The sequence below is a fragment of the Streptomyces sp. NBC_00224 genome (assembly GCF_041435195.1).
Taxonomy (GTDB): Bacteria; Actinomycetota; Actinomycetes; order Streptomycetales; family Streptomycetaceae; genus Streptomyces.
The window spans coordinates 8,844,863-8,868,293 of the sequence record NZ_CP108106.1 but is presented as its reverse complement, the minus strand read 5'-3'; the positions used below and the strand labels follow the sequence as shown (position 1 = coordinate 8,868,293).

At 70.2% G+C, this 23,431-nt stretch carries 20 protein-coding genes; 12 read left to right on the top strand and 8 right to left on the bottom strand.

Going from position 1 to position 23,431, the window contains the following annotated elements; translation table 11 throughout:
• Positions 1 to 78 precede the first annotated feature (78 nt).
• Entirely contained in the window at positions 79 to 612 is a 534-nt protein-coding gene (locus OG965_RS39680; RefSeq protein ID WP_371647846.1) for a group II intron maturase-specific domain-containing protein, read from the bottom strand.
• A 966-nt stretch (positions 613 to 1,578) separates the two neighbouring features.
• Positions 1,579 to 1,986 carry a hypothetical protein gene (locus tag OG965_RS39675; RefSeq protein WP_371647847.1) on the bottom strand — a complete coding sequence of 136 codons (408 nt, stop codon included), beginning with the start codon at positions 1,984 to 1,986 and terminating at the stop codon, positions 1,579 to 1,581.
• A gap of 350 nt (positions 1,987 to 2,336) precedes the next feature.
• Here OG965_RS39675 and OG965_RS39670 point away from each other — a divergent pair, with 350 nt between their 5' ends.
• The 11 genes from OG965_RS39670 (at position 2,337) to OG965_RS39620 (ending at position 17,139) form a co-directional block, all read left to right on the top strand.
• Positions 2,337 to 3,275 (top strand): conjugal transfer protein, encoded by a 939-nt coding sequence (locus tag OG965_RS39670; RefSeq protein WP_371647849.1) that lies wholly within the window; start codon positions 2,337 to 2,339, stop codon positions 3,273 to 3,275.
• Positions 3,272 to 3,613, top strand: coding sequence for a hypothetical protein (locus OG965_RS39665; RefSeq protein WP_371647851.1), 342 nt, complete (start codon positions 3,272 to 3,274; stop codon positions 3,611 to 3,613). Before OG965_RS39670 ends, OG965_RS39665 begins: the two co-directional genes overlap by 4 nt.
• Positions 3,610 to 4,188 (top strand): hypothetical protein, encoded by a 579-nt coding sequence (locus OG965_RS39660; RefSeq protein WP_371647853.1) that lies wholly within the window; start codon positions 3,610 to 3,612, stop codon positions 4,186 to 4,188. The genes OG965_RS39665 and OG965_RS39660 overlap by 4 nt, the downstream gene beginning before the upstream one ends.
• Positions 4,185 to 6,884 carry an ATP-binding protein gene (locus OG965_RS39655; protein WP_371647855.1) on the top strand — a complete coding sequence of 900 codons (2,700 nt, stop codon included), beginning with the start codon at positions 4,185 to 4,187 and terminating at the stop codon, positions 6,882 to 6,884. The genes OG965_RS39660 and OG965_RS39655 overlap by 4 nt, the downstream gene beginning before the upstream one ends.
• A gap of 303 nt (positions 6,885 to 7,187) precedes the next feature.
• A complete protein-coding gene (locus tag OG965_RS39650) occupies positions 7,188 to 9,923 on the top strand; it encodes a hypothetical protein (RefSeq protein ID WP_371647857.1) in 2,736 nt (911 codons plus the stop codon).
• The gene (locus tag OG965_RS39645) at positions 9,920 to 11,074 is read left to right on the top strand and encodes a C40 family peptidase (RefSeq protein WP_371647859.1); all 1,155 of its coding nucleotides are present in this window, start codon (positions 9,920 to 9,922) and stop codon (positions 11,072 to 11,074) included. The genes OG965_RS39650 and OG965_RS39645 overlap by 4 nt, the downstream gene beginning before the upstream one ends.
• Positions 11,071 to 11,718, top strand: a complete 648-nt coding sequence (locus tag OG965_RS39640) for a hypothetical protein (protein WP_371647861.1) — start codon at positions 11,071 to 11,073, stop codon at positions 11,716 to 11,718. The genes OG965_RS39645 and OG965_RS39640 overlap by 4 nt, the downstream gene beginning before the upstream one ends.
• Complete coding sequence (locus tag OG965_RS39635) at positions 11,694 to 14,324, top strand: ATP/GTP-binding protein (protein WP_371647863.1); 2,631 nt, start codon at positions 11,694 to 11,696, stop codon at positions 14,322 to 14,324. The genes OG965_RS39640 and OG965_RS39635 overlap by 25 nt, the downstream gene beginning before the upstream one ends.
• A complete protein-coding gene (locus OG965_RS39630; RefSeq protein ID WP_371647865.1) occupies positions 14,321 to 15,232 on the top strand; it encodes a replication-relaxation family protein in 912 nt (303 codons plus the stop codon). The genes OG965_RS39635 and OG965_RS39630 overlap by 4 nt, the downstream gene beginning before the upstream one ends.
• Before the next feature lie 261 nt (positions 15,233 to 15,493).
• Positions 15,494 to 15,760 (top strand): hypothetical protein, encoded by a 267-nt coding sequence (locus OG965_RS39625; protein ID WP_371647867.1) that lies wholly within the window; start codon positions 15,494 to 15,496, stop codon positions 15,758 to 15,760.
• A gap of 530 nt (positions 15,761 to 16,290) precedes the next feature.
• On the top strand, positions 16,291 to 17,139 hold the full coding sequence (locus OG965_RS39620; protein ID WP_371647869.1) for a class I SAM-dependent methyltransferase: 849 nt from the start codon (positions 16,291 to 16,293) through the stop codon (positions 17,137 to 17,139).
• Positions 17,140 to 17,422: 283 nt separating this feature from the next.
• Here the strand turns inward: OG965_RS39620 and OG965_RS39615 are convergent, their stop codons facing one another.
• From OG965_RS39615 to OG965_RS39605, 3 genes are all read right to left on the bottom strand, one after another.
• Complete coding sequence (locus OG965_RS39615; protein ID WP_371647871.1) at positions 17,423 to 17,605, bottom strand: hypothetical protein; 183 nt, start codon at positions 17,603 to 17,605, stop codon at positions 17,423 to 17,425.
• An 11-nt stretch (positions 17,606 to 17,616) separates the two neighbouring features.
• The gene (locus tag OG965_RS39610) at positions 17,617 to 17,748 is read right to left on the bottom strand and encodes a hypothetical protein (protein WP_371647873.1); all 132 of its coding nucleotides are present in this window, start codon (positions 17,746 to 17,748) and stop codon (positions 17,617 to 17,619) included.
• Positions 17,749 to 18,154: 406 nt separating this feature from the next.
• Positions 18,155 to 18,781: a hypothetical protein gene (locus tag OG965_RS39605; protein ID WP_371647875.1), complete on the bottom strand. Its 627-nt coding sequence runs from the start codon at positions 18,779 to 18,781 to the stop codon at positions 18,155 to 18,157.
• A gap of 203 nt (positions 18,782 to 18,984) precedes the next feature.
• Between OG965_RS39605 and OG965_RS39600 the strand changes: the two genes are divergently transcribed.
• The gene (locus OG965_RS39600) at positions 18,985 to 19,983 is read left to right on the top strand and encodes a hypothetical protein (protein ID WP_371647876.1); all 999 of its coding nucleotides are present in this window, start codon (positions 18,985 to 18,987) and stop codon (positions 19,981 to 19,983) included.
• Between the two features lie 105 nt (positions 19,984 to 20,088).
• Here the strand turns inward: OG965_RS39600 and OG965_RS39595 are convergent, their stop codons facing one another.
• The 3 genes from OG965_RS39595 to OG965_RS39585 all read right to left on the bottom strand — a co-directional run bounded on the left by OG965_RS39595 (position 20,089) and on the right by OG965_RS39585 (position 23,225).
• A complete protein-coding gene (locus OG965_RS39595) occupies positions 20,089 to 20,832 on the bottom strand; it encodes a ComF family protein (protein WP_371647878.1) in 744 nt (247 codons plus the stop codon).
• A complete protein-coding gene (locus OG965_RS39590) occupies positions 20,829 to 21,794 on the bottom strand; it encodes a DNA-processing protein DprA (RefSeq protein WP_371647880.1) in 966 nt (321 codons plus the stop codon). The genes OG965_RS39595 and OG965_RS39590 overlap by 4 nt, the downstream gene beginning before the upstream one ends.
• 180 nt (positions 21,795 to 21,974) lie before the next feature.
• Positions 21,975 to 23,225 (bottom strand): HAD family hydrolase, encoded by a 1,251-nt coding sequence (locus OG965_RS39585; protein WP_371647882.1) that lies wholly within the window; start codon positions 23,223 to 23,225, stop codon positions 21,975 to 21,977.
• Between the last annotated feature and the right edge of the window lie 206 nt (positions 23,226 to 23,431).

Below are 23,431 nucleotides of genomic sequence, written 5' to 3'. Positions count from 1 at the left end.
GCCCGTTTCCTCCGTCCCCTTTCAATCCGTGCGTGCGGTTTTCCCGCACACGGCTTACCGATGATCTTCTTGGTTGTGTTACGCGGTCTTCGGGTATCGGACCGTGCCGCGAAGGCGGTACAGCCCATGCCCGCGGAACCAGTCCCCAGTCCATTGCCTGATCTGTCCGGCGCGGAGGTTGCGACCTCTCTTCTTGACCATCAGGCCGAGAAGCCGCTTCTCCACGTAGGCGTCAACCTGGCGGAACTTGGTGGCTGCGTTGCCGGTCCGGAAGTAGCCGCCCCAGCCGCGCAGGACGGGGTTGATGTCCGCGATCACGTCACGGATGTCCGTCCCGCATCGGTTGCGGCCGGTTCGGTCCCGGACCTTCTCCCGGATGCGTTTCATCGCCCGCTGGGACGGCCATCGGTGCAGGTAGTAGCGCCGAACACGCTTCTGCTCCCACAGCTTTCCCGACATGCGGGCGCGAAAATGACATCCGAGGAAGTCGAAACCTTCCCGGCCCTCCCTGAGATCGATCACCTGGGTCTTGTCCGGATGCAGTTGCAGTCCGAGACCGCTTAAGATCTCGCGGGCCGTCTCCAGCGCCGCCTTGGGGGCGCCTGCCTCCATCGGGTTTGGGGATCTCCACGCGCCTGGCCGGCGCGGGGCGATAGGAGCCGTTTTGCAGGGCGTCACGGAGTTCGTCGAGGAACCGGTGTACTCCGTATCGCTCCACTTCCTCCAGGGTTACCCGATCCACCCCGGCGGCCCCACGGTTCTCACGCACACGCACCCATGCCCGCCACAGGACGTCACCCCGGTGGATACGGTCGAACAAGGCATGGAAGCGTCTGCCCGGAGACTGCTTTGCAGCAGCCCATAGCTTGCGTTGAAGTTCTCGCACGTTGTCTCGGACGGGTCCTCGTGCACACTGCGGGTGCCCGTCGTCGGGGTGGTTGGACCGGGCGGTCCCGGTCATGCCCTTGCGCTTACCCTCTTCGCCAGCGCGATCAAAGTGAGGGCCCTTCCCTCCCGGCGCGTTATGTTGCACGCCGATCGGCGGTACTACGACCCCCTCGGACTCCCGCTGCACTCCGGAGAACTTCACCATCGGCTTATATCTCCGGTCTCTGCCCTGACGACGGGCGCGCACAGACGGGTCTCTCCTGTTCCCCACCAGGCCATGAACACGTGCCACTCCCCTTACCCCGGGAGAACCCGACGGGCTGACCCCGGAACAGGGCCCGCCGGACATGGCCTTCGCCGTGACATGAGCGGCTCGGCTTCTCCATCGTGAGTGTGACGAGGCTGCAGGATTCGCTTGACGCTGCGGCCCGTGTTCTTGCTCCCTCCGAAGAGGCTCTTGACACCCCGCTCGGCCCGCCGGATCTCTCCGACGAGCTGGGGCCTGCTACCGGGCGCTCCGGTGCCTACCCGGGCGGGACTCGCACCCGCAGGTCTGATGGAGCTTTCAGGACGCACCATGCCGACACCCTACGTGCAAGATTCACTTCCGATACACGGCCCAGGAGTTCGACCAGTCCTCGAACATCCATGCCTCCCGAGCGACGCTCCTGCGGAATCCGGCCGGCGCCTTCACCCCTGCGCCGAAGCCCAGAAGTCAGCCCAGAGCCGGGAGCCTTCGGTGACCGACTCGACACCGGGCACGCCGTCGTCGTTGAGATCCTGCCAGCGGCGGGCTTCGGCGTCGGCCAGGAGATGCGCGGCCTGGGGTGAGGCGGCGGCGAACGCCGGGATGCGCTGGGCCTGGTGGCGAGCTTGTTCGGGGCTGTGGCCGCCGTCGGAGATGAGCCGCATGGCCCACAGCGCGCCATCCACCCACGGCGGCCCGACCGCTGCCCATGACCAGTCGATCAGGTGGGCGCGGTCGGTGCTGTCTACCGTGGTACTCCTGAGCCTGTGGAGGTCTGCGCAGCCAGGACGCGGCAGCGACGGCGCAACGCAGACCGGCCAGAGCCGACCATCTGCCGTGGTGGGGGTCATGGTGCGCCCCACCATGACCCCCACCACGCCCCTGTGAGGCTCGGCCCCATCCGGACTGCGCAACGGCGACGGCGCTTGGCACGTGTGACCGAATGCGCAGTCGGAGCCACGGTCCGCCCAGCAACTGCGCACGGCTCTCTTCTCGCATCACTGCCGCCACAGCACTTGTTGCCCCCGCCGGACGAAGCCCGCGCGGCGTGGTGGGGGCATGGGTGGGCCCCCATGAGCCCCACCACGGCTTTTGTGTCCTGTTCGTGACTGTGGTGGGGGTCTGGTGGTGGGTGGTGTGGTGGGGGTCGGCAGGTTTTCTCGAGGTCAGTAATCACCCATTCTGACCTGGGAGTTCGAACATGTCCTCTGGCATGCAGCAGGCCCCGCTGAGCGCGGCTGCTGCTCCGATGGCGGGGGGCGCGCGGCTGGAGGCGATGCGGCGGCGTGTCCGCCTCTCGCGCCTCGCCCTGTGGGGCGTTATAGCCTCCGGTCCCGTCGCCCTGGCGGTCGCCGTCGCCTCCAGCGCACCCACGGTGAAGACGGCCACCCCGGCGAGCCCCGCGCCGTCGCGCAGCACGACGACCGCCGCTTACGCGGCCCCAGCGGGCTTTGCGCAGCTGTTCGTCGGCGCGTGGCTGCGCAGCACGACGAGTGATCCGTCGAGTGCACAGGCGCGGCTTGCGCAGTCCATGGCGCCCGGCGTCGACTTGCCCGAGTCGGCGGGTGCGCAGTCGGCGCCCGCGTCGGTGACCGCGCTGCGCAGTGCGCAGCGCGCCAGGGGCATGTGGTCGGTGACGGTGGCCGCGCAGTACGCCGACGGCACGGTGCGCTACTACGCGGTCCCGGTTGCCGCCGATGCCTCAGGCTCCTCGTTCGCCGTGACCGGTGCGCCGGGTGTGGTGGCCGGACCGGGCCGGGCCGCGATGGCGAAGTCGCCGTACGGCGTGTCAGTCCCGGCCGGTGATCTGACTTCCGCCATCGGGCAGTTCCTCGGCGCCTACCTCACCGGGGCCGGCGAGGTCGAGCGTTACCTCGCACCGGGCGTGAAGTTGAGCGCTGTCTCCCCTGCCCCGTTCCAAGGGGCAACGGTGCAGCGGATATCCGCCGCCGAGACGGTAGCGGCAGCTGAGCGTGTTCCGGCGGACGGCACCACGGTCCGGGTCCTGGCGGCGGTGGAGGCCCGCGACCGCGTCGGCCGCTGGCCGCTGGCGTACGAACTGGCCCTCAAGGCCCGCTCTGGCCGCTGGGAGATCACGGCATTGGACTCCGGGACCGCCCAGGACGGGGGTGCCCGGTGAACACGGTGCACAGTCTGATGCTCGCGGGAGAGCTCAACGATCTCGGTGACAGCTGGATCAACATGTTCAAGGAGTGGGCGACCAAGGGCCTGCAGGCCGGCCTGGTCTGCCTGGTGGTCGTCATCATGATCCAGAAATTCAGTCTCAAGGCCGGGATCGGCGCCCTGCTGCTGATGATCATCGCGCTCGGGCTGTACAACTCGCGCGACAGCCTGGCGAAGATGTTCGAGGACGAGGTGAACAACCCCTCCAAGGGCGCCCCCTTCCCCGGCCTCGTCCAACAGGTCGACCCCACAGCGTCCCGCGCACATGCGCCGAGCGACGGAGGCTCGTTGTGAGCGCGACCGCCGGGCGGGTGGGTCGCTTCTACACCACGGCACGCCGCCACCCCTGGGTGCTGGGCAAGGTCGCCGACTGGCGAATCCCCCTCGGGCCGTACACCCCGGCGCAGATCACGGTCGCCGTCGGCGGCGGCCTGCTCCTGGTCAAGACCATCAGCTGGTGGTCGTGGATGGGGCCGGTGCCGATTGCGGCCTGGGTCCTGGCCGTCTGGACCGTACGCCGGCCGAAGATGAGGGGGCGCGCCCCGCTCCAGGCCGCCGTGGGATGGATGCTGCTCGGCTGGCAGCCGCGGGGCGGGCGGATCGGCGGGCGGGCCGCCCGCGACCGCGTGCCACGAGCGCTGCTCGGCGGCTTCAGCATCGAGGCCGGGTGCGCCCCGGTCGCATCGGCCGCGTCGCTGGGGGCGGCTCCGCCGTCCGCGCGGGCGCCCCGCCGGAGCAGGTCCGCACAACCTCCGTCTTCGCCCCACTCTCCGGTCCGGACCGCTTCTGCGGGTTCTCCAGCTCCGGTGCGGCCGGTGTCGGCTGTGCAGCAGTTGCTCGCACTCTCCGAGAGCGGGGGTGTGCGGTGAGGGTGCCGATCCGTCACATCGCCGGGCACCTGGTGTGGTCGACACAGGGCAGCGTCTGGGCCCTCTACCGCCTGCGCCCCGGTCCCGACACGCAAGGCCAGCACGCCGAGAGCGTCCAGGGCACCTACGTTCCCGCCGCGGTCCGCGACGAACAGCTGGCCCACGTCACCCACTTGGTCCGCTCGCTGTCCGGCAGCCCGCGTCTGTTCGGGCTGTGCGCTCAGGTGGACCCGGGGGAGGTCGCCCACAAGATGATCGAGGGCATCGAACCCTCCGGGCAAGGCCCCGATGCCGGGCCGCATCCGTGGGTGGAGACCATCGAGGCCACGCTGGACCTGCTGGACCAGGAGGAGATGCACCGCCGCACCCTGTGGCTGGCCGTGCCCCTGCGCACCGACGCCGCCCGGCTGCAGGTGTCGGCGCAGCTGGGCGCGGTGTGGGCGGAGATTTCTCCGAAGCTGGGCCTGCGCCCGGTGCCGGTGGCGCGGCGCGAGGTGATGGCGTATCGCGAGCAGGCCTCCCGGGTGGAGTCAGCGCTCGCCGGTGGGATCGCGTTGCGTCCGGCCCGTCCGGCGGAGGTCGTGTGGATGATCCAGCACGCCCTGCACCGCGGCCTGCCGGAGCCGCTGCTGGCCGAGGCCGAGAGCAGCGATCTGTGCAACGGGCAGATCCGCGATGGCGTGCTGCGGTCGCCCAGTTATGCCGACCTTGGCCAGGTCCGCCTGCACGAGGGCGGCATCGACCCGGTGCTCGACGACGCCAGCAAGCTCACGAACGCGGGCGGCCAGGTCACCCGCTCTGGCCGTGGGTCCTGGTGGCGGCTGAAGACGAGTTCGCCGCTGAGGCGGCGGTGGCTGCAGGTCGAGTCCGAGACGGGGGTGGGCTATCAGGCGCACCTCGCGCTGGCCGAGTGCCCGCCCGCGGTCAGCCAGGGTGCCGCGGATCTGTTCGCCCAGCTGGAGAGCCTCGACTTCCCTATCGACTACACCGTCGACCTCACGCTCGTGTCCGCGGAGAAGGCGCGTCAGCAGGTGCGCCGTAAGAAGACGGAGTTGATCGACCAGGCCGAGCAGTACGACGTCCGCCCGACCGGCATGCCCGCTTCCCTGCCGGATGCGGCCCGCGACCTGGGTGAGCTCGATGCGCGTCTGTCCCGCACGTCGGTCGAGGTGGAGGTGCAGTCGGTCACCGTGCTGAGCGTGTGGGGGCCCACCGCCGCCGTCTGCGACGCCCGCGCGCGAGCCCTGGCTGCCCTGCTCGGGGGTGCCGACTACCGGGCCGTGCGCCCAGCCGGCCTGCAAGAAGCCCTGTTCACGCTCGGCCTGCCGGGCACCGCCCGGCCGGGCCTGGTACGGGAGTTCACCCAGCACCAGGTCTCGGAGGACTGGGCCTTGAACGGGGCCCTCACTGTGAGCGAGGTCGGCGACCCGAACGGGATGTTCCTCGGCATCGACCTGGACTGCGGCACCACCCGCCCCGTCATGATCAATGTGGCGGATGCGCCCAAGGTCGACGCGTCCGCCTCGATGGGCATCGTCGGGGACCTGGGCGCGGGCAAGTCCGTGCTGCAGAAACTGATCGCGGAGGCGGTGTGGGCGCGCGGTGGCTGCGCCATCTGCATCGACCGCACCCCCGTACGCGAGTGGGCTACCTTCGCGCGCACCGCCACCGACGGCCGTGCCCAGATCATCGACGCCGCCGAAGCAGAGGTGTCCATCGACCCGCTGCGGATCTTCGGCGGGCCCGAGGGCCGCCACTACGCCTTGTCCTACCTCACTCTCCAGCTCGGCATCGGTCCCATGAGCACCAGCGGTGAAGTCCTCCACCACGCCGTCGAGCAGGCCGCCGCCAGCGACACCCCCTGCATGCAGCAGGTCGTGGGCGTCCTGGAACAGATGGCCACCACGGGGTCCGGTAAGCGGCAGGACGCGGCCGCCACGCTCGCCGGGCTGATCCGGGTCGTCGCCACCAACCCGCTGGCGCGGATGGTCTTCGATCCGACGTTGGCGCCGGTGCGCCTGGACGCGTCCAGCACCACCGACATGATCGTGATCACTACGGCCGGTCTGACGCTTCCCCCCAAGGCGGCGTTCGACAAGCCCGAGGTTCTGCACCAGCAGCCGCTGGAGGCGCTGATCGGCCGCGCGGTGCTCTACCTGATCGCAGCCCTCGCCCGCCAGACCGCGTTCGCGGACCCTGATCGGTTCACCGCGGTGGTGCTGGACGAGCTGTACTGGCTCACCTCCTCCGCCGAAGGCACCGCCCTGGTGCACGAGATCCTCCACGACGGCCGCAAACACGGCGCCGGCCTGCTCGGCGCCTCCCACGACGCCCTCGAACTGGGCCCCGACCGTGGCCTGATGGCCTACCGGGCTCTCGCCCGCACCGCGGATCGCGAGCGGGCCCGCCGGGGCCTCGAGTTCGTTGGGCTCGACCCCAACGACGATGCGCTGCTGCGGCTGGTCACCACCGGCCTGTCCCCCGTCGGCCATCAGGGCCGCGAAGGCGAGTTCCTGCTGGCCTGCCCAAGGCAGAACACCGGCCGCGTCAAAGCCGTCATTCCCCGCATCGCCCGCATCACCTCCTCCATCACCACCACACCCGGCGACCACCGCCCGGGGCCTGCCGCGCCGTCAACGCCGCAGCCACCCGACCCCCAGGCGACCGGCCCCCATCCGAAGGCGGCCTTCCAATGATCGCGTCGCCCTGGAGCCGCATCCGGGAGGGCGCAGTGGCCGCGAGTGTGGCCTTCGCTCTGATCACCATCGCCTGTGGTGTCATCGCCCTCACGGTCGCAGGGGGCGTGCCAGCGGGATGGTGGCCCCGCACCGGGCGGGCCTTTGACCCCGCCCCGGATCTTGTTCAGCAAGGCCCGTGTGCGGTGAACGTCGGCCTGGCCGACGCGTTGGACTCGGCCGGTGTGGGTGTGGCGGGTGTGGGTGTGATCGGCCTGGTGGTGTGGCAGGTGGGGTGCCTGCCTGGGCCGGGGCGGGGCTGAGATGCTGCGTCCCCACCGTGCGACGTGGCGTTCACTCGGCTTCGTCGTGCTGCTCACCTGGGTGTTCGTCGTGGTGAACACCCAGGTCGTCTACGCCGCCAGCAGCAATGCTGAGACCGGGGATCTGCTCGCGCCGCTGAACATCGCCTCGTCCGAGGGGGTGCCGATCGACGGGTACGAGCTGAACGCCTCCGGCGGCTCCATCGTCGCCTTCAAGAGCCAGGCCCTCGCCTTCGCCCTGTCCGGTCTGTTCACCCTGGTCCGGCTGCTGGTCGGCCTCGCCGGATGGGCAGTCGAGGTGGCCTTCCGCTTCCCGCTGCTCAAGATCCTCACCCGCCCCGCGCAGAAGGCGGCCGACACCTACGACAACGTCGTGGTCGACACCCTGGGGTTGAAGGGGCTGCTGCTGGCGTGGGCATTCGTCTTCGCCGCCTTCATGCTGGTGCGCGGCCGGGTCGGCCGGGGGCTGGGGGAAATCTTCCTCACCCTGCTGATCGGGGCGATCGCCGCCTCTGCGCTCATCCGCCCCGACACCCTGCTCGCCGAGTCCGGGCCGCTGGGGCAGGCCCAGCAGGTCGGTGCCGAGGTCGCCCAGCAGAGCGTCGGCGCCTATGACTGGGGCGGCAAGCTCGCCAGCCGCGGCCCCTGCGATGCCATGACGGGCAACGGCGAACGAACCTGCCTCGCCCAACCAGGGCACGAGCCTGCCGCTGCCGTGGCGGTGGCCCGCCCGCTCCAGGACTCGCTCACCAACGCTCTGATCGTCAAGCCCTTCATGCTGCTGCAGTACGGGCGCATCCTCGACCCCGGCAAGGCATCCGACCGTGCCGCGTATGCGGTGCATCTGAAGTGGGTCACCGGCGGCTACAAGCCCAGGGACGATGTGCCGGGCGGGCCGTGCAGCCTGATCAAGGGCCCCGCCAAGCAGTACTGCCTGGCCGGACAAGGCGGCGCGGCACCCGACCGCCGCGACGTCCTGCCGTCCCTGACCGCGGCCGGTGACCTACTCGATTCGCCCCATCCGGTGCTGGGCGAGGACGACCAGGAGTTCGCCGCCTTCCTCACGGATCTCAAGAAGACGGGGCCGGTCGGCAAGGCCTGCGCCGCCTACGCGGAACGGCCCACCTGGTGGCGGGTCGGCGGCGCCGGGCTCCTCCTGGTCGCCGCACTGTTCATCTGCGGCATGCTCCTGTCCTCCGCGGTCGTGCTGCTGGGCACGCAGGGCGTGTGCGTGGCGGCCGCGGCCGCCGGCGGCATCACCTTCGTCGCGGGCATGCTCCCGGGACCGGCCCGGCAGTCGGTGTGGAAGTGGCTGTCCCTGTGGGGCATCGCGATCGTCGCGGTGGTCGGGATCTGCGCGTTCATCCCGTTCTTCGGGATCGCCATAGATGCCACCGTCACGAACGGCCCGGACCTGATGGTGGAGCGGATCCTGCTCATCGACGTCCTGGCCATCGCCGGTACGGCCGGGCACCGCCGCCTGCTTGGCGGCATCAGCTCGTTCGGGCGGCGGATGGCGATGCGGATGCGCTACGCCAAGATCGGCGGCACCCACCTGCCGGGCGACACCTCCGAACTCGGGGCCGCGCTCGCCATGAACTCCCCCGCAGCGCTGGGCGGATACGGCGGTGGGCTGCGCCTGTTCACCGGCACCGGCGGCCGGTACGGGATGCTCGGCACCCGCCAGCGCCTGCTGGGCGCGCTGAGCTCCCTGGCCGACGGGACGGGGATGCCGGTGGACACCGGCGCGATGCTGGCCGACGCCAGTGCCGAAGTCGGACGCGGACTCGCCCCCCTCACCGCGGCCGCCGCAATCGGCGGGCTCGGGGCGCGGCTCGGCGTCAGGGGCGGGCACTGGCTGCTGATCGGACGACGGCCGGACAAGGAGCAGCTGGCCAAGTGGCGCAAACCCACCGCCGACACGGACACCAACGGTGGCGGACCGTCGGGTGGCGGGAGCGATGGCTCGGGCGGCACCGGTCCGCGTCGGCCCGGTGGGCCACCGGACCGCTACCGCGACGCCGACGGCCAGATCATCGACCGCAACAGCGACACGGTGCTGCACGACCAGCACACCGACCGCACCCTGCTCTCCACCCGGGCACACAACCGGCTGGTCCGCTACCGCGGTTACCGCATCCTGCACCGTGGCGGCCGGACCGCTTACGGGGCGACCGTCGGGCTCCCGGCCAACGTCCGCCGGACCCGCGCGGGCGACACCGTCGCCTCGCGCTACACCCGCGACGCCCGCCAGCAGGTGCGGGTGTGGGGCAACACCTGGCGCGAGGACGGCCGCGCCTGGCACGACACCGCACGGCACGCCTCCCATGACGTGCGGGAGAACACCGACCGCGGCGGCCCCGGCCCGTTCCCCAGCCGCCGCCTACCGACCACAGGCACATCGACAGTCACCTCCCGCCCGGTAACCCCGGCTCGGCCAGCGTCCCCCGGACGTCCTGCGGGCCCTCCGGCCCCCGCCGGACGGACCGCCCAAGCAACGGGTGCCCCCTCTACAACCACGCCCCCGGCACAGCCGTCGCACCCGGACGGTCCTGGGCGCCGCGCTCGCCCCGATCTTCACCAGGCCGTGCTTCCCGGCGGCGGGAGCGCCCGCGGGCAGGCGCGCCAGGAGGCGCGGGCCCGGATGCAGGAGTTGATGCGCAGGACCGCCCCCGAAGCCGAACGCCTGCGCCAGCAACGGGCCCGCCGGCGGAACAAGGGCGGCGAGCAAGAATGACGCGTTCTGGACGCCGCGTCCGGCGGTGGAGATGCCTGCTGGCGCTGCTGGTGTTCGCCGCCACGTGCTGCGCGGCCCCCGTATCCAACGCGATCAGCGCATACGTAACGCTCAGAACACGGGCGCAGGACGACGGTGGCCTCGTTGAGGGCGGCAGCGCGGCGGACATCCCGGCCCGGATGCTCACCGCCTACAAGAACGCTGCCGAGCACGTCGGCGCGTACGTACCGAAGTGCCGGGGGATGCGCTGGCCCGTCCTGGCGGGGATCTCGAAGGTCGAGTCCAACCACGCCGTCGGCCGGACCATCGCCGCCAACGGCGACATCCGCCCCCGGATCTATGGGGTCTTGCTCAACGGCTCCGGGCAGGGCGGCAACACCACGACAGTTACCGACACCGACGGCGGCAAGTGGGACGGCACCTCTCAAGGTGAACGTGCGGTCGGTCCTTTCCAGTTCCTGCCCTCCACTTGGGAGTCGACAGGCAAGGACGCCAACGATGACGGAATAGCCGATCCGCACAACGCGGACGACGCCGCCCTCGGCGCCGCTCTCTACCTCTGTGGGAACGGCCGTGATCTGGCGCAGCGTTCACAGCTCGAAGCGGCGATCTGGCAGTACAACCACTCCACCGCGTACGTGGCGGAGGTGCTGGGCTGGATCGACCAGTACACGGCGGCGGCCGCCGCCGGCCCGGCGACGAACCACTTGACCGGCACGGTCCGCACCGTCATCCAGGCCGCCCTCGCCCAGAAGGGGGTGCCGTACTCCTGGGGCGGCGGCGATGCCAGCGGCCCCACCTACGGGATCTGCTGCACCCCCAGCGGCAAGAGCGGCACCAGCATTAAGGGCTTCGACTGCTCCGGGCTCACCGCGTACGCGTACGCCAAGGCCGGGGTGCGCCTGCCGCGCACCGCAGCCGAACAGGCTGGGGTGGGAAAGCGGATCCCGGCCGGCCTCGGCACCAGCGCTCTGCGCCCCGGGGACCTGACCTTCTACGCCTACGCTCCCGGGCGCGACGCGACGATCTACCACGTCGGGATCTATGTGGGCGGCGGGCAGATGGTCAACGCCGCCCGCCCAGGGACTGTCGTGCGCCTCGACGCCGTCACCGCCATGTCCGGCTACGCGGGGGGAGCCAGGCTGCTGTGACCACCACACCGCGCTCCCCACGTCTGCTGTTGCTGAGCACCGTCATGTTGGCCGTCGGCGGAGTTGCCCTGCTGGGCGTGCCCGACCGGCAGGAGCCTTCATCCCCGACGCCAGCGCCGACCGAGCACCCCACCACCCGTCAGCCACCGGTCCACAGTGCTTCTCCCTCGACCCCACTGGCCCCCGACACGTCTGGCGCCGCGACGCCACCCCAGTCGTCGCCCACGGCCACCACCTCCGCTCTGCCCCCGCGCGGCGACGGCCTGGGCGGCGACGCGGTCATTCAACGGAGCCTGGAGGCGGCCTGGCCCGCCGACCTTGCGCCCGCTGATGAGCGGGTATTGCTCGACGCCGGCCGCGCGCTACTGCGGGCGGATGCCACCGGCGTCGGCCGCGCGCAGTGGCCCACCGTCTTCCCCACCTCGGGCCAGGCGCTGGCCCCGGCGTTCTCTGCCGCGCGTTGGCGCGTCCAGGCCGCGGTCGCCCGCCGGGAGGGGGCTGCTGACCGGGCGGTGGTGCATCTGGTGTGGGCGGGCGCTGATCGGGGCGGCGCCTACGCGGAAGGCCGCATCACCGACTGGCACTTCGCCCGCACCCTGTCGAAGAAGGAGGGCATCACGTGGATACCGCGGCCCCGTACGTGACCGGACCGGCAGGCGAGGCGGCGTCCGCGCCGTTCCTCGGGCTCGTGCTGGGCGTCGTGCATGCCGTGGGCTGGGTGATCACTTATTGGTGGGTGGTGGCCGCGGCCGCCATCAGCCTGTGGGTGGCGGGTGAGGTGGTGGTGCGCCGTCTGGCGCGTAAGGCCTCGGCGCAGCGGATGGCGCTGGAGCTCGTGCCGTCGCGGCATTTCGATCCTGGTATCGAGGAGATTTTCCGCCGGGGTGTCCAGCTCGCCCGGGCCTCGACCTCCATGCCGTGGTGGGCGCCGCGGCGCTCAAAGACGGTGCAGATCCGGCTGCGCGCAGACGGCTCCAGCCCGCTGCGCTACCGGATCGAAGGACCGGCAGGCGGTGAACGCCTGTTGTCGATCACCCCGTTCGGCCCCGGGGTGACAGTGAACAGGGCCGGCTCGCTGACGGACAAGCCGCGCACCCATGTGGTGCGGGCGGAGTTCATCCTGCGCGGCAGGCCCACCGCGCCGCTGCGCGAAGTACCCCTCTCCCCCGACCCGCTCCAGCCGCTCGTCGATGCTGTGTCCGACCTGCGGGCCGACCTGGGTGACCTGGCCGAGATACGGCTCGACATCCAGCGCGCCCCCAAAACGTCGCTGCGCGCGCGACGTCTGCAACTGATGACGCAGGCGCGCCGCATGGAACGGCGCGAGGCCCAGCGGGCCGCCCGGTGGATACGGCAGGACGCCTTGGGGATCGAGGACTCGCTGGCCTGGCAGGTGCAGCAGCTGGTGACCGGAAAGAACAGCGGTGGCGGGCGGCGGCTGGTGATGCCGCCGGTCCCCCGCCGCATCGATCCGGCCGACGCGCTGGGCAAACTCGCCGACGACGACCACCTGGTGCGGGTGCAGTTGCTGGTGATGTGCGCCTCCCACACCAAAGGCCGGGCCGAGGCCCGGCTCGCTCAGCTCCAGGCGGCGCTGGATGTGTTCGGCGGCGGGTCACGGTGGGCGATGCGCGGGCTGCGGGTGGGTCCCTGGCGGATCGGCGCGGACCGCTGGCCCAGCCGCCGCGCCTTCGAACGCCGCTGGAATCTGGGGCACTGCCAGCCGCCGCGCGCCAACTGGGTCCAGCTGGACGAACTGACCGGTCTGCTCAAGCCTCCCACCGTGCACTGCCGCCTGCCCCTACTGGCCGGCGACCTGCCGACCTTCGCACACGGCAATCCCGACCTGCTGTTGCAGGGGATCTACCGCGGGCCGGACGGCCGCCGTCGCCTGGTCGCCACCTACGCGCGCGAGACGCTCTTCGAGGTCGGCGTCGGCAAAGCAGGCGGCGGCAAGACCGAACGCGCCTTGGCCCAGGCCATCGGCTGGGCCCACGCCGGCGGCGGACTCATGTTCGTCGACCCCCACCGCGACTCGTGGCCGCGCGCGCTGCCCTTCTTGGCCCACGACCATCTGATGGAACGGATCGCGCTCATCGACCTCAACGCACACGGGCCGACTCCGCAGATCAGCTGCTGGAACCCGATCGGCATGCACCAGGGACAGGTCGCCCACGAGGTCGTCGAAGCGACCGCCGACGCGTACGCGTCCGTGCTGGGCTGGGACGATGCCACAGCACCGCGGGCACTGACCATCTTCACCGCGGCACTGGCGGTGCTGGTGGCCGTCAACGAGGCCGCCTGCCACGCCGGGAAGCCCGAGGACCAGGCCACGATCTTCCACACCCGCTCCCTGCTCACCGACCCCGCCTTCCGTGCCGCAGCCCTCACGGCGGTGGAGGGGTGCCTGGACGAGGAGACCCGCTCCTGGTGGCACACGGTGTTCCCCACGCTTCCCGCCGACGCGTTCGCCGTGGTCCTCAACCCGATCGCCCGCCTCGCCGCGAACCCGGTGACCCGCGCCTTCCTCGGACAGCCCGCCGGCGTCTACAACATCCGCGCCGCCATGGACACGAAGATGATCGTGTGGGTGTGCCCGGGCGGCAACGGGCCCACCGACCGGCTCATCACCGCGCTCCTCGCCCGCGACCTGTTGCGCGCCGTCCGCTCGCGCCGCGACACCCCCGAAGACCAGCGGGTGCCGTTCCGCTCCTACTTCGACGAACTGATCACGCTGACCGGCGCGGCCCCCGAGACGATCGCCGCGATGTTCGAGGACTTCCGCAAATACCGCGTTCACGTCCACGGCATGACCCAGCTCCTGGGCCGCCTTCCTATGCCGGTGAAGCTGTCGCTGGTGCAGAACGCCTCGACTCTGGCCTCGACCGCGGGCTCGCAGTCCGCCATCACCCCGATCACCGCCGAATGGGGCGACCACCCCAGCCCCGAAGTCGTCGCTTCTCTGGACCGGTTCGAGCACTACATGTCACTGACCGTCGAAGGCCGCCGTGTCGGCCCCGTCCGCATCACCGGCCCGCACCTCGATGACGTCTTCGCCGACTACGCCCGCCCCCACGAGGCGGCGGCAGTGGAGCGCGCCGCCCAGGCCGCGGCGGGCGCCGCACCCCTTCCGCAGCTCACCGACCGGGCCGAAAAGCAGCTGACCCGTGTGACCCGCTTCGTCACCCGCCACGCCGCCGCGACCGGCCCGCGTACCCGGCCGGGCAAGAAGAAGAGGTATCAGCCGTGAGCACCCCCTTCGAGTCCCCGCCCACTGGAGGTCGGCCGAGTCCCGGCGAGACGCTGGCGCATCAGCTCCTGGCTGCGCTCGCCCAGCACCGCATCGCGACCACCTCTCAGCTCCATGAACTCCTCCGTCCCCACGCACGGCTGCAGACCCTCTCCGCGCCGCTGAACAAACTGCGCCACGAAGGCCTGGTGGATGCCGCGGTGCTGCCCGCCTCCAACCGGTCCCGCCTGTGGTTCCTCACCCGCGAAGGCGCCCGCCTCACCCGCGACTTCCCCGCCCTGCGCGGCCGGCCCCCCTACCCCATCACCACGGCGACAGCCGCCTCGCTCAAAACCCCGCACACCCTCACCGTCCTGCGCACCCACCTCGCCTTCGTCACCGACGCCCGACAGCGCGGCGACGAGCACGGCCCCTGGGACTGGACCCCCGAGGTCTCCCACCCCCTCGGCGACGGCGAGCGCCTCATCGCCGACGCCCTCATGCACTACACCCTCACCACAGACCACCAGCGCACCCAGCTCCGCGCGTTCATCGAAGTCGACCGGGCGACCATGAGCAGCGAGCGCCTCGCCACCAAACTCATCGAATACGCCCGCCTGTGGACGTACGAACCGCAACTCGTCGGCCGGCCCCGCACACGCCAGCCCACCCCGGGGCCGATATGGCTGCGCTGGTACCCCGTCTTCCCCCGCATCCTGTTCGTCCTGACCGGGGCCTCCCGTACCGTCCTCGGCAACCGCATCAGCGACCTGCAGGCCATGGCGGCCGAACACCCCCTCGTCGCCGCACTCGCCCGGCAGGTACCCATGGGCGCAGCCATCCTCGACGACCTCGAAAACCCAGGCCCCACCGGCAACGTCTGGAAGCCTCTCGCCGGGGGCAAAGCACGGCCGTGGACCGAGTTGTGACGCAGCCGCCCGGGCAACAGCGGGGGCGCAGCAGGCCCCGGAAAGGCTCCCGAACCGCGCTGCGCGCCTGCGGTTTCGGCATGCGGTACGCACGGCAGTGGGCGGGCAAGGCTCGGACTGGAACGTCACCGATGGGAGCCACTCCCCTCTCACCCTGGTCGAGGTATCCGCCCAAAGCCCGCCCAGTCTGCTGCGGCGACGACATCATCGTCCCGATATGCCTGGCAGAGCCCTGCTTGGTGTTCCTATAGTTCTGCCTCGATGAAGAGACGCGTGCAGTTTACTGAGCAGGCCGGGCGGTTCCGTGACTACCTGCCAGCCGAAGATCGCAAGAAGTTGGTACGTCTTGTCGACAGGATCGCAGCGGAGCCTGAAGCCGCTGCCAGTCACCTTGCTTACACAACCGACTCTGTGACGCGCTCATTGTGGGAAGACCATGTGATGGTCAACTACGTCGTGACCGCCTTTTACATAGTGGTCATCGAGGCGGACATCTACGACGCCTCGCGTGGCTTCAACGAGGTGTAGGCACCTTGCTGGGCCGCTGCCAGCACAAGATTGGCGGCCGCACACACGCCGCTGCCCAGCTCAGCCGCAGTCACCGCCTTCCTCGCGGGCGCTGCCGGTCTGTCGGGGGAGAACGGATGGCACTGACCACCGCCTCGGTGCAAGGCCGTGCGACTGGATACCCTCGCCGCAGCCTGGGCACACCAGAGGGAGACGGTGGGTCAACTACGGACGTCAGCGGGCCCGGACCACGCTGATCTGCTCGTCGGGACAACCCGCCAGCGTCTCACTCAGAGCGGCTTGCGCGGTCGGGTCGATGCTCAGTCCCCCAGCGGATCTTGTCGGCCACCCAGTCCGTGACGTACTGGCTTTGTTCGCGAGAACGGGCTCTGGTCCACTTCGTGTGGTCGCGTACACAGGGGTGACTGTTGGTCTTCGCCTAATGGTGGTTTTGGTGGTCGTAGCCGGTCACCGCGCGCATGACTGGTTGGCCGCGCATGAATCTGGCTCCACTCATCAGGCCCCCTGGGAATCTCATCTAGTCTGGCGTGGTGACTGATGAGCAGGAGCGGGTGCAGCCGTCGGGAGTGTGGGCCACGGCGGTGGGGGTGGCCAGGGTGCGGGCTTTGGAGAGCGAGCGGGAGAACGCGCTGTTCCGCGACCCGCTGGCACAGGCCTTCGCCACCGCCGGCGGCCTGGGGCCCTCCTCGCCGCCGCTGCCCGACGAGGCCGCGCACCTGCGCCGACTGGCCGTGTCGCACTCCATCGTCATCAGGACGAAGTTCCTCGACGACCTGTTGCAGCAGGCCTGTGCGTCCGGGGTCCGCCAGGTCGTGCTGCTCGGCGCCGGCATGGACAGCCGGGCCTTCCGGATGGACTGGCCCAAGGGCACCCGGCTGTTCGAGGTCGACACCGCCGCCCCACTCGACTTCAAGGCTTCGATACTGCGCCAGGAGCAGGCCGTCGCACGCTGCGAGCGGATCACCGTCGCGGTGGATCTGCGCGAGGACTGGGCAGCCGCGCTGGCCGCCGCAGGACACGACCCTGCGGTGCCGACCGTATGGATCGCCGAAGGACTGCTGATCTACCTCCCCGAGGAAGCGGTGGAACTGCTGCTGGCCCGGATCAGCGCGCACTCGGCGCCGGGCAGCCGGATGGGGCTGACGCTGAGCCCGCGCGGCGTGATCGAGCGCTTCCGCGCGGACGCCGAGCCGGGATCGGCGGCGTCCATGTGGCTCTCGGAGATGCCCGACGACCCGGTGGACTGGCTGGCCGGGCACGGCTGGGAGGCCACCAGCCACACCCTGCGCGAGCGCGCCGCCGCCTACGGCCGCCCGATCACCACCCCGCCGCAGAGCGAGGAGCGCCCCGGCGGACTGATCTCGGCCGTCCGCCGGTAGAACGCCTCCTGGTTCCCTAGGCTGCCCAGCCGTCAAACGGCAGACTGTTAGGCACTGTTTCTCGGATCATGTTCGGAGCCAGATCATGAGGGCTGTTGGGCAGTCATGCGTACCTTGATCACCATCACTGCCGTTGCGGCAGTCGCCGCTCTCGCGGGCCCGGCCGCCGCCCTCGCCACCTCCGGCAGGCCGCCGGCTACCCGGGTCACCGCGGATTTCCACTCGTGCGGCTACTACCCGACGGGCCCGGTGCACCTGCGGTCCGGGCCGGGCACGCGGTATCTCACGCCTCCGTGCCGGGATCCTCCCCGGATGCCCAGCGCGCGGTCAGTGGAATGACGACAGCCGCGCCCACCAGGACCCCCACGGCGGCGCCGCCGAAAAAGCCGAATGCGGACGACGCAGAGGGAAAGTGGCTTCCGTCGGCCCAGGCCGCGACGGTGGGGAGGCCCAGGCCGAGAATCACGCCCGCAGAGTTCAGGAATAGTCCAGCACAGGGCTCATCACCCCTATGCCCGCCGACCGCCATCGCACGAGCCCGCCCGCAGCCGCAGCCGCCATCAGCGCGGCAGGGAACTGCCAGGTGAGAAAAACATCGAATCCTGTCATGGCCTTCCCCTCGACGGTTAGAACGCGTCTTTGACTGAGTCCTCGTTGGCTTCGTGGTGACCGTGAGGGCACTGCTACAACGGAGCCGGGGGAATGGACGGGCACGTTCTGTGTCAGCGTGGGAAACATGAGCCAGCCGAAGCAGATGTACCCCCGGTCCGAGGCGCGCCGCCTGCGCGCTCACCCCTGCCCCGCCTGCCGGACGATGAGCCATCCTCGCATCTCAGAACTCCCGAGCCTGCAGCCTGATCTGGACCCGGACGTCCTGGTCACCTGGCTCTGTCCAGACCCGCTGTGTGAGCAGCACGACGGGTTCTGGATCGCCACCAGGTAGCGGCCGACGCCGAACGGCGCCAGGGAGCCTTGCCACGGGCCGAGTTGCGTGGTAGCCACCCCGTGGCCAGGGTTAATTGGAGACCTCTGTTGTATCAGTCGGTCGGACACTAACGGCCGGGCGTCCGTAGCGCTTGAGGTGTACAAGCCGGGGATCGGGCTGCGGATACTTCTTGCGGCGGTTCAGGCACAACTCTCCTGCCTGCACGCCGCACTGCGGACACGGGAAGGTCAGGGCCTCGCGGCGCCTTTGCTCCTGTTTCCGGCGCTGCCGTTCCTGGCGCTCCGCGGGCGTCAGGCTACGGTCCCGGATCTCCTGGTCGGCGCAGAACCGCACATGCAACTGCGCGGCGTTTTCGGCGTCCTTGCGCTTCGGCTTCTGGCATGCCCAACCGCAGTTCGGGCAGTGCGTCACGTAGAACGCACGGCCTGGACAGCGTGAGTCGAGCGGGCGTTGAACGTGCTTACCCTTCCCCGTTCGCGGGCACCGGGACCCATCCGCATGTTCCGCCGTCAGCCTGGGGCGGAATTGGCTGAAGATGATTGGGTCCACGCGCGACATGATCAGTGCCCACCGGTTCATGTGCACGACACCGCCCGGGCAGGGCTCTCCTTCGTCGGCGCCGCAGTCCGGGCACGGCACCGCCGTGGGGGCCATGTCGTCCCACTTGCGGATCACGTCCGTCGTTTCCGTCGTCATGGCGTACCAGTATGCGAAGCTGCCGTCCGGCCAGAACGCAGCGACATGCACGGACAATCGGGCCTCGGCCGATACCGAGGCGCTCCGGCCTCCCTTCGTTGGAGCCTTCCGAACTTCACGATCGCTCCAGCAGCGGCCGCGGCGGCGGCGGAGGAGGATGATGGGGAGGTGCGATTCCCAAGTCTCCGAGAGGGGCTGTCGCGTTGAACGACTTTTCCGATCATGAGACCAGCCCGTACGAGGCACTCCGGCAGGGCCGGACGGCGGCGGATCGTCTGATGACGCGCATGCTGGACGCTGGCGGAATGTTCCATGAGGTGGCGGCAACCCAGGTGCTGCTGTCCACCGCGAGCCCACGCATCCAATTCGTCGAGACGGCTGGCCAGGAGAAGGAGAACGGAGCCGACTGGCTGTGGTGGTGGGTGGACCGGGACGGCACCTGCTACGGGCTCCTCGTCCAGGCAAAGATCTTGAAGGTGCACGGCACGCGCTGGAGCATCGATTTCACCTACAAGACGCCCGGCGACAACAGGACGCAGCTCTCCAAGCTGATCGGGGCGGCAAATCGCTTCCAGGTCCCTGCGGCCTACATCCTGTACTGCGGTGACTCGCAGTACAGGTCGACGCTGAACTGCGATCGCACCCATGATGACGCTCTTTGCAAGGAACGCGACCGGGCCGGGGTGTCCATCGTCTCTGCCCTGGTGGCGGAGACCGCAGTCGGTCTGGGCGGGAGAAGTGCGGGCGTGATGGCCTTCCACGACGCGACCCCTGTCGAAGACATCGCCAGCCCCGACCACCTGGACGCGCCGATCGTGCCTCTCGTGCGCAGCCTGGACGAAGGCCTCGACCGCTTTTTGCGGCAGCCGCAGCGGGGGTCTCGCCGGGTGGCAAAAGAGCTTCTCCGGCCGGTTCAGCAGATCAGGTACGGCCAGTTCGCCGGTGCGGCGGTCATGGACCGCGCCGCTCCTGTCACCGGCGCCCTTTTCGAGAACGTCCCCAACGACTTCGGGCACTTCTCCGTGCCTTACCTCGCGCACGCGCTCCGCGGTCTGCGGGCGGAGGCCCCCGACTACGTGCGCGACGTCCTGGAAGGCCGGACTCCTCCGGCATGGGTCACTGACCACCTCGGCGGGATCGTCGTGATCCCCGACGCGGACGCCCCGACCACGGCATCACCGGCCCGGGCCGGTGGCGCATGACCACGGCCCCTGGGCAGGCCGCGTGAGTTCGGTGCGGCGTATCCGGCACTGACCCACCGACCTGAACCAGCCGCCAGGCTCACTCCTGGGGTCTCGGGGGCGGAGTCATCCGCTCCAGGGGACTCGGGCGAGAACCAGTCCCCGGATGTCGGCGGCGCCGGTCGCCCGGAGCCGGAGCGCGACGTGCTGGAGCTGCGATCCGCTGGTGAACACGTCATCGACGAGCAGGATGGTGGCTCCTTTGATGTCGCTGGTGTCTCCGGTCCAGGTCAGGGCGGCGGCATGCGCGGTGGCGGCCGTGCGCTTCTCGTCCAGCGTGCGGTTCGCGGACCGGGCCGTCTCGGCCTGCTTCACCAGCCGGTGTGCGCCCGGCGGGCTGAGTGGGAAGGCTCGGGTCACGTCCTCAGTGTAGGCGGCGTCCATGATCGCCTCGATGTGCTGGATCGGCTGGCGGCCGGTGTGGGTGGGGTTGCCGACGACGTGGTCGACGCCCCGCATCTCCTCGGGGTGGCTTTCCATCCAGCCGACAAGGAGCCGCCCGAAGATCATCGCCCAGCCGGCCTTCCCGTCGTACTTCAGCTTGTGGATCTTGTCGCGCAGGGCTCCGGAGTACATGGCCACTGCGTCGACTCGGGAGAACCCCCGCTCGGCTTCCGATAGCGCGCACACCCGGTTGCTGCACTGCCTGCCGGGCGCGACCACCTGGGAGCAAACCGGGCAGTGGGGCTCGGCGACCGGCTGGAGGGTGCGGCCGGCGCAGTCGGAGCACAGGCGGGCGGTGCCGGTGATGCGGTAGGCGCATACGGGGCAGTCGGGGAAGCCTGCCGGATCCGGGAGGCCTGCCGTCACAGGCCGGCCAGGGCGAGCTGCTGGCGCTGCTGGCCGGCGGCCTGGATGTCCGTGGCCTGGCCGAGGCGGTTGGTGATGTCGCTGGAGGCGGTGACCAGGATCGCCCGGTCCTCATCGAGCATCTTTTTGGCCCAGGGCTGGGTGTCGGCGAGGGAGCGGATCAGGAAGACGAGTTTGCCGTGCTCGGCGGCCAGGCGGGCCTGCATCTTGGCGCCCGACGTGCTGGAAGCCTCGATGACGACGCTGCCCAGGGTGGTACCGGAGGTGACGACGTTGCGGCGCGGGAAGGTGTACTTCGCCGGGGGGCTCGTGGGCCAGAACTGGCTCAGCAGCGCTCCGTCAGCCGTGAGGATCGCCTTCGCGAGGGGCCGGTTCTCGGCCGGGTAGATCGGGGCGGCGATGCCGGTGCCCATGACGGCGAAGGTACGGCCGCCCGCAGCGAGCGTGGCCCGGTGGGCTGCCGCGTCGATGCCCTTGGCCAGACCGCTGGCGATCACGACGTCGTGTTCGACGAGCTCGCGGGCCATCCGGCCGGCTCGGCGCAGCCCGTCCTCGGAGGCCTGGCGGGTGCCGACGACGGCGATGGAGCGGGCGTCGCGCTGATCGAGCTCGCCGTGGTAGAAGAGGAATGGCGGCAGGTTGCCGATCAGCCTCAGGTTCGCCGGGTAGTCCTTGTCGAGGACCGTGACCAGGCGCGCGTCGGCGTTGCTGGCCGCGGCGAGCTCGTCGTCGACGCGGGCACGGGCTTCGTCCAGGCCGGCGGCCAGGGCCTGCTGCAGCAGGGGGCGGTTCTTCGTCGCGGCACGCGAGTCCTCGTGCAGCTGTCCGTCCATGAGCGCGGCCAGGCCCTCGGGGCTCTGGGCGCTGCGGGCGAGCAGGCTCCAGTCCAGGGAGGTGTCGCCGATGCGCAGCGCGCACAGGGTCAGCAGATCGTGCTGCTCAGCGGTGATATTGAGGTCCATCGGGTGTCCTTCTACTCGTGGCCCCGGGATGTTCGAAGGATGAAGCAAGGTTCTCGGGCCACCTCCATCATGGCGTACGCGGACCCCGTACGGGAGGGAAGGGTGTGGTCGGGTCGATCGTTCGGCTCAGGTTCTCCCCGAGCCGCGTCGGCTCGTCCGAGGGCCGGATGATGGGCACAGTCACTCGGAGTTCTGCGCGGCGGCGATGAAGTGGGACATCGTGGCCTGCAGGGCGCTGTCGGGGCCCGGGCCTGAGTCTCCGGTGACGGGCGTCGTCACAAAGTTCCTGGCTGCCAGGTGGTAGCTGACCTGGTAGGGGTCGATCGTCGTTCCGGGGCGCAGCTGGTAGGCGGTGTGGCGGGAGGCGCCGTACTTGCCGATGGTCAGGGCGATGACCTGTGCCGCGTTGGCGCTGGTCAGGAGGGTGCGGGCCCACTCGATGGACTTGCCCTCGGTGGTGAAGTCGTCGAAGACGATCACCATCTTGCCCTTGAGCTTGCCCTTGTACTTGGGGTTGATCCGGACGGTGCGGGCCTGGGCGCCGATCGAGATGTCCGCCGTGCTCGCCTCGCCCCGGCTCCGCTTCCACCGTTCCAGGCTGGTGTCCGGGGCCTGGCCGGTGCGCTCGAGGAGGTCCTCGCGGTAGTAGGAGCCAACCATCACCTTGGCCTTGGTGAGGAAGCCGGCGAGTTGCTGGCTGACCCGGCCTGGGGAGCTGCTGGGGTAAACGCAGAAGAGGCTGCGGTGGGGCAGGGTGCCGTCGAGGTATGCGGAGGAGAGCAGGCGCAGCATCAGGATGTCGCGGGCGTCCTGGCTGCCGACGGTGATCGTGCGGCCGCGTGTGAAGACGTCTTGGAGCTCGAAGGTCCGGCCGGCTTCCCGGGGGAACCGCACGTTGGGAGGCAGCAGCGAGCGGATCTTGAAGGAGCGGGCGTCGTCGTCGTGGCTGAAGGCCCAGCGGGGTTCATCCAGGAGGAAGTGCTCCAGGAGCTCACCGACGTCCGCCGGCTCGTCAGCCAACAAGGTGAGCATGCCCTTGTTGTCGCGGACGTGGCTGGCCCAGCGGGCGTGGACGTGAACGACGCCGGCGTTGATGCCGGTGCGCCAGTCCCACTCCGAGGTTCCCACCAGGACGATCTGATTCGCGCGCAGCTTTAGGCGGTCGGCGACCGTCAGCAGCCAGGCACCGCTTCCACGGGCCGGCCTGCCGGGGATGTCGTCGCGGCACAGGTGGAGGGCAGGCGCGGGCAGACCAGCAGCCGTCAGGGCGGCTTCGGCGTCGAGGGAGTCGGTCGTGAGCAGTACGAAAGAGATGCCGTGTTCGTCGAGCCACTGAAGGAAGTCGGCGATCCCGTTGTGGGCGTGCCCAGGCGAGCGCAGGACCGCCTTGTAGTCGATCACGACCGCCCGCACCGTGCTCGTCTCGTCCATCGCCGCCCCCACTGCTGTGCCATGATCATGCGCTGACCCTCTCGCCATGATCTCAGCCGGTCTGACCGCGCACCTGCGGTTTCCGAATCCCCCGGTTCTGGTTTCTGCGGCTGCCGCCCGTACGGCTCCGTCAACGGCGGACTCGCCGTCCCAGGCGTCACATCCGCCTCAACTTAGTCAAGTAACCCACTCCTCTGTCCCGCGAG

What these genes read in the sequence shown, in the direction of transcription:
- OG965_RS39680 (WP_371647846.1), bottom strand. Translation starts at nt 612, where the DNA reads ATGGAGGCAGGCGCCCCCAAGGCGGCGCTGGAGACGGCCCGCGAGATC.
- OG965_RS39675 (WP_371647847.1), bottom strand. Translation starts at nt 1,986, where the DNA reads ATGACCCCCACCACGGCAGATGGTCGGCTCTGGCCGGTCTGCGTTGCG.
- OG965_RS39670 (WP_371647849.1), top strand. Translation starts at nt 2,337, where the DNA reads ATGTCCTCTGGCATGCAGCAGGCCCCGCTGAGCGCGGCTGCTGCTCCG.
- OG965_RS39650 (WP_371647857.1), top strand. Translation starts at nt 7,188, where the DNA reads ATGCTGCGTCCCCACCGTGCGACGTGGCGTTCACTCGGCTTCGTCGTG.
- OG965_RS39645 (WP_371647859.1), top strand. Translation starts at nt 9,920, where the DNA reads ATGACGCGTTCTGGACGCCGCGTCCGGCGGTGGAGATGCCTGCTGGCG.
- OG965_RS39625 (WP_371647867.1), top strand. Translation starts at nt 15,494, where the DNA reads ATGAAGAGACGCGTGCAGTTTACTGAGCAGGCCGGGCGGTTCCGTGAC.
- OG965_RS39610 (WP_371647873.1), bottom strand. Translation starts at nt 17,748, where the DNA reads ATGACAGGATTCGATGTTTTTCTCACCTGGCAGTTCCCTGCCGCGCTG.
- OG965_RS39605 (WP_371647875.1), bottom strand. Translation starts at nt 18,781, where the DNA reads ATGACGACGGAAACGACGGACGTGATCCGCAAGTGGGACGACATGGCC.
- OG965_RS39590 (WP_371647880.1), bottom strand. Translation starts at nt 21,794, where the DNA reads ATGGACCTCAATATCACCGCTGAGCAGCACGATCTGCTGACCCTGTGC.
- OG965_RS39585 (WP_371647882.1), bottom strand. Translation starts at nt 23,225, where the DNA reads ATGGACGAGACGAGCACGGTGCGGGCGGTCGTGATCGACTACAAGGCG.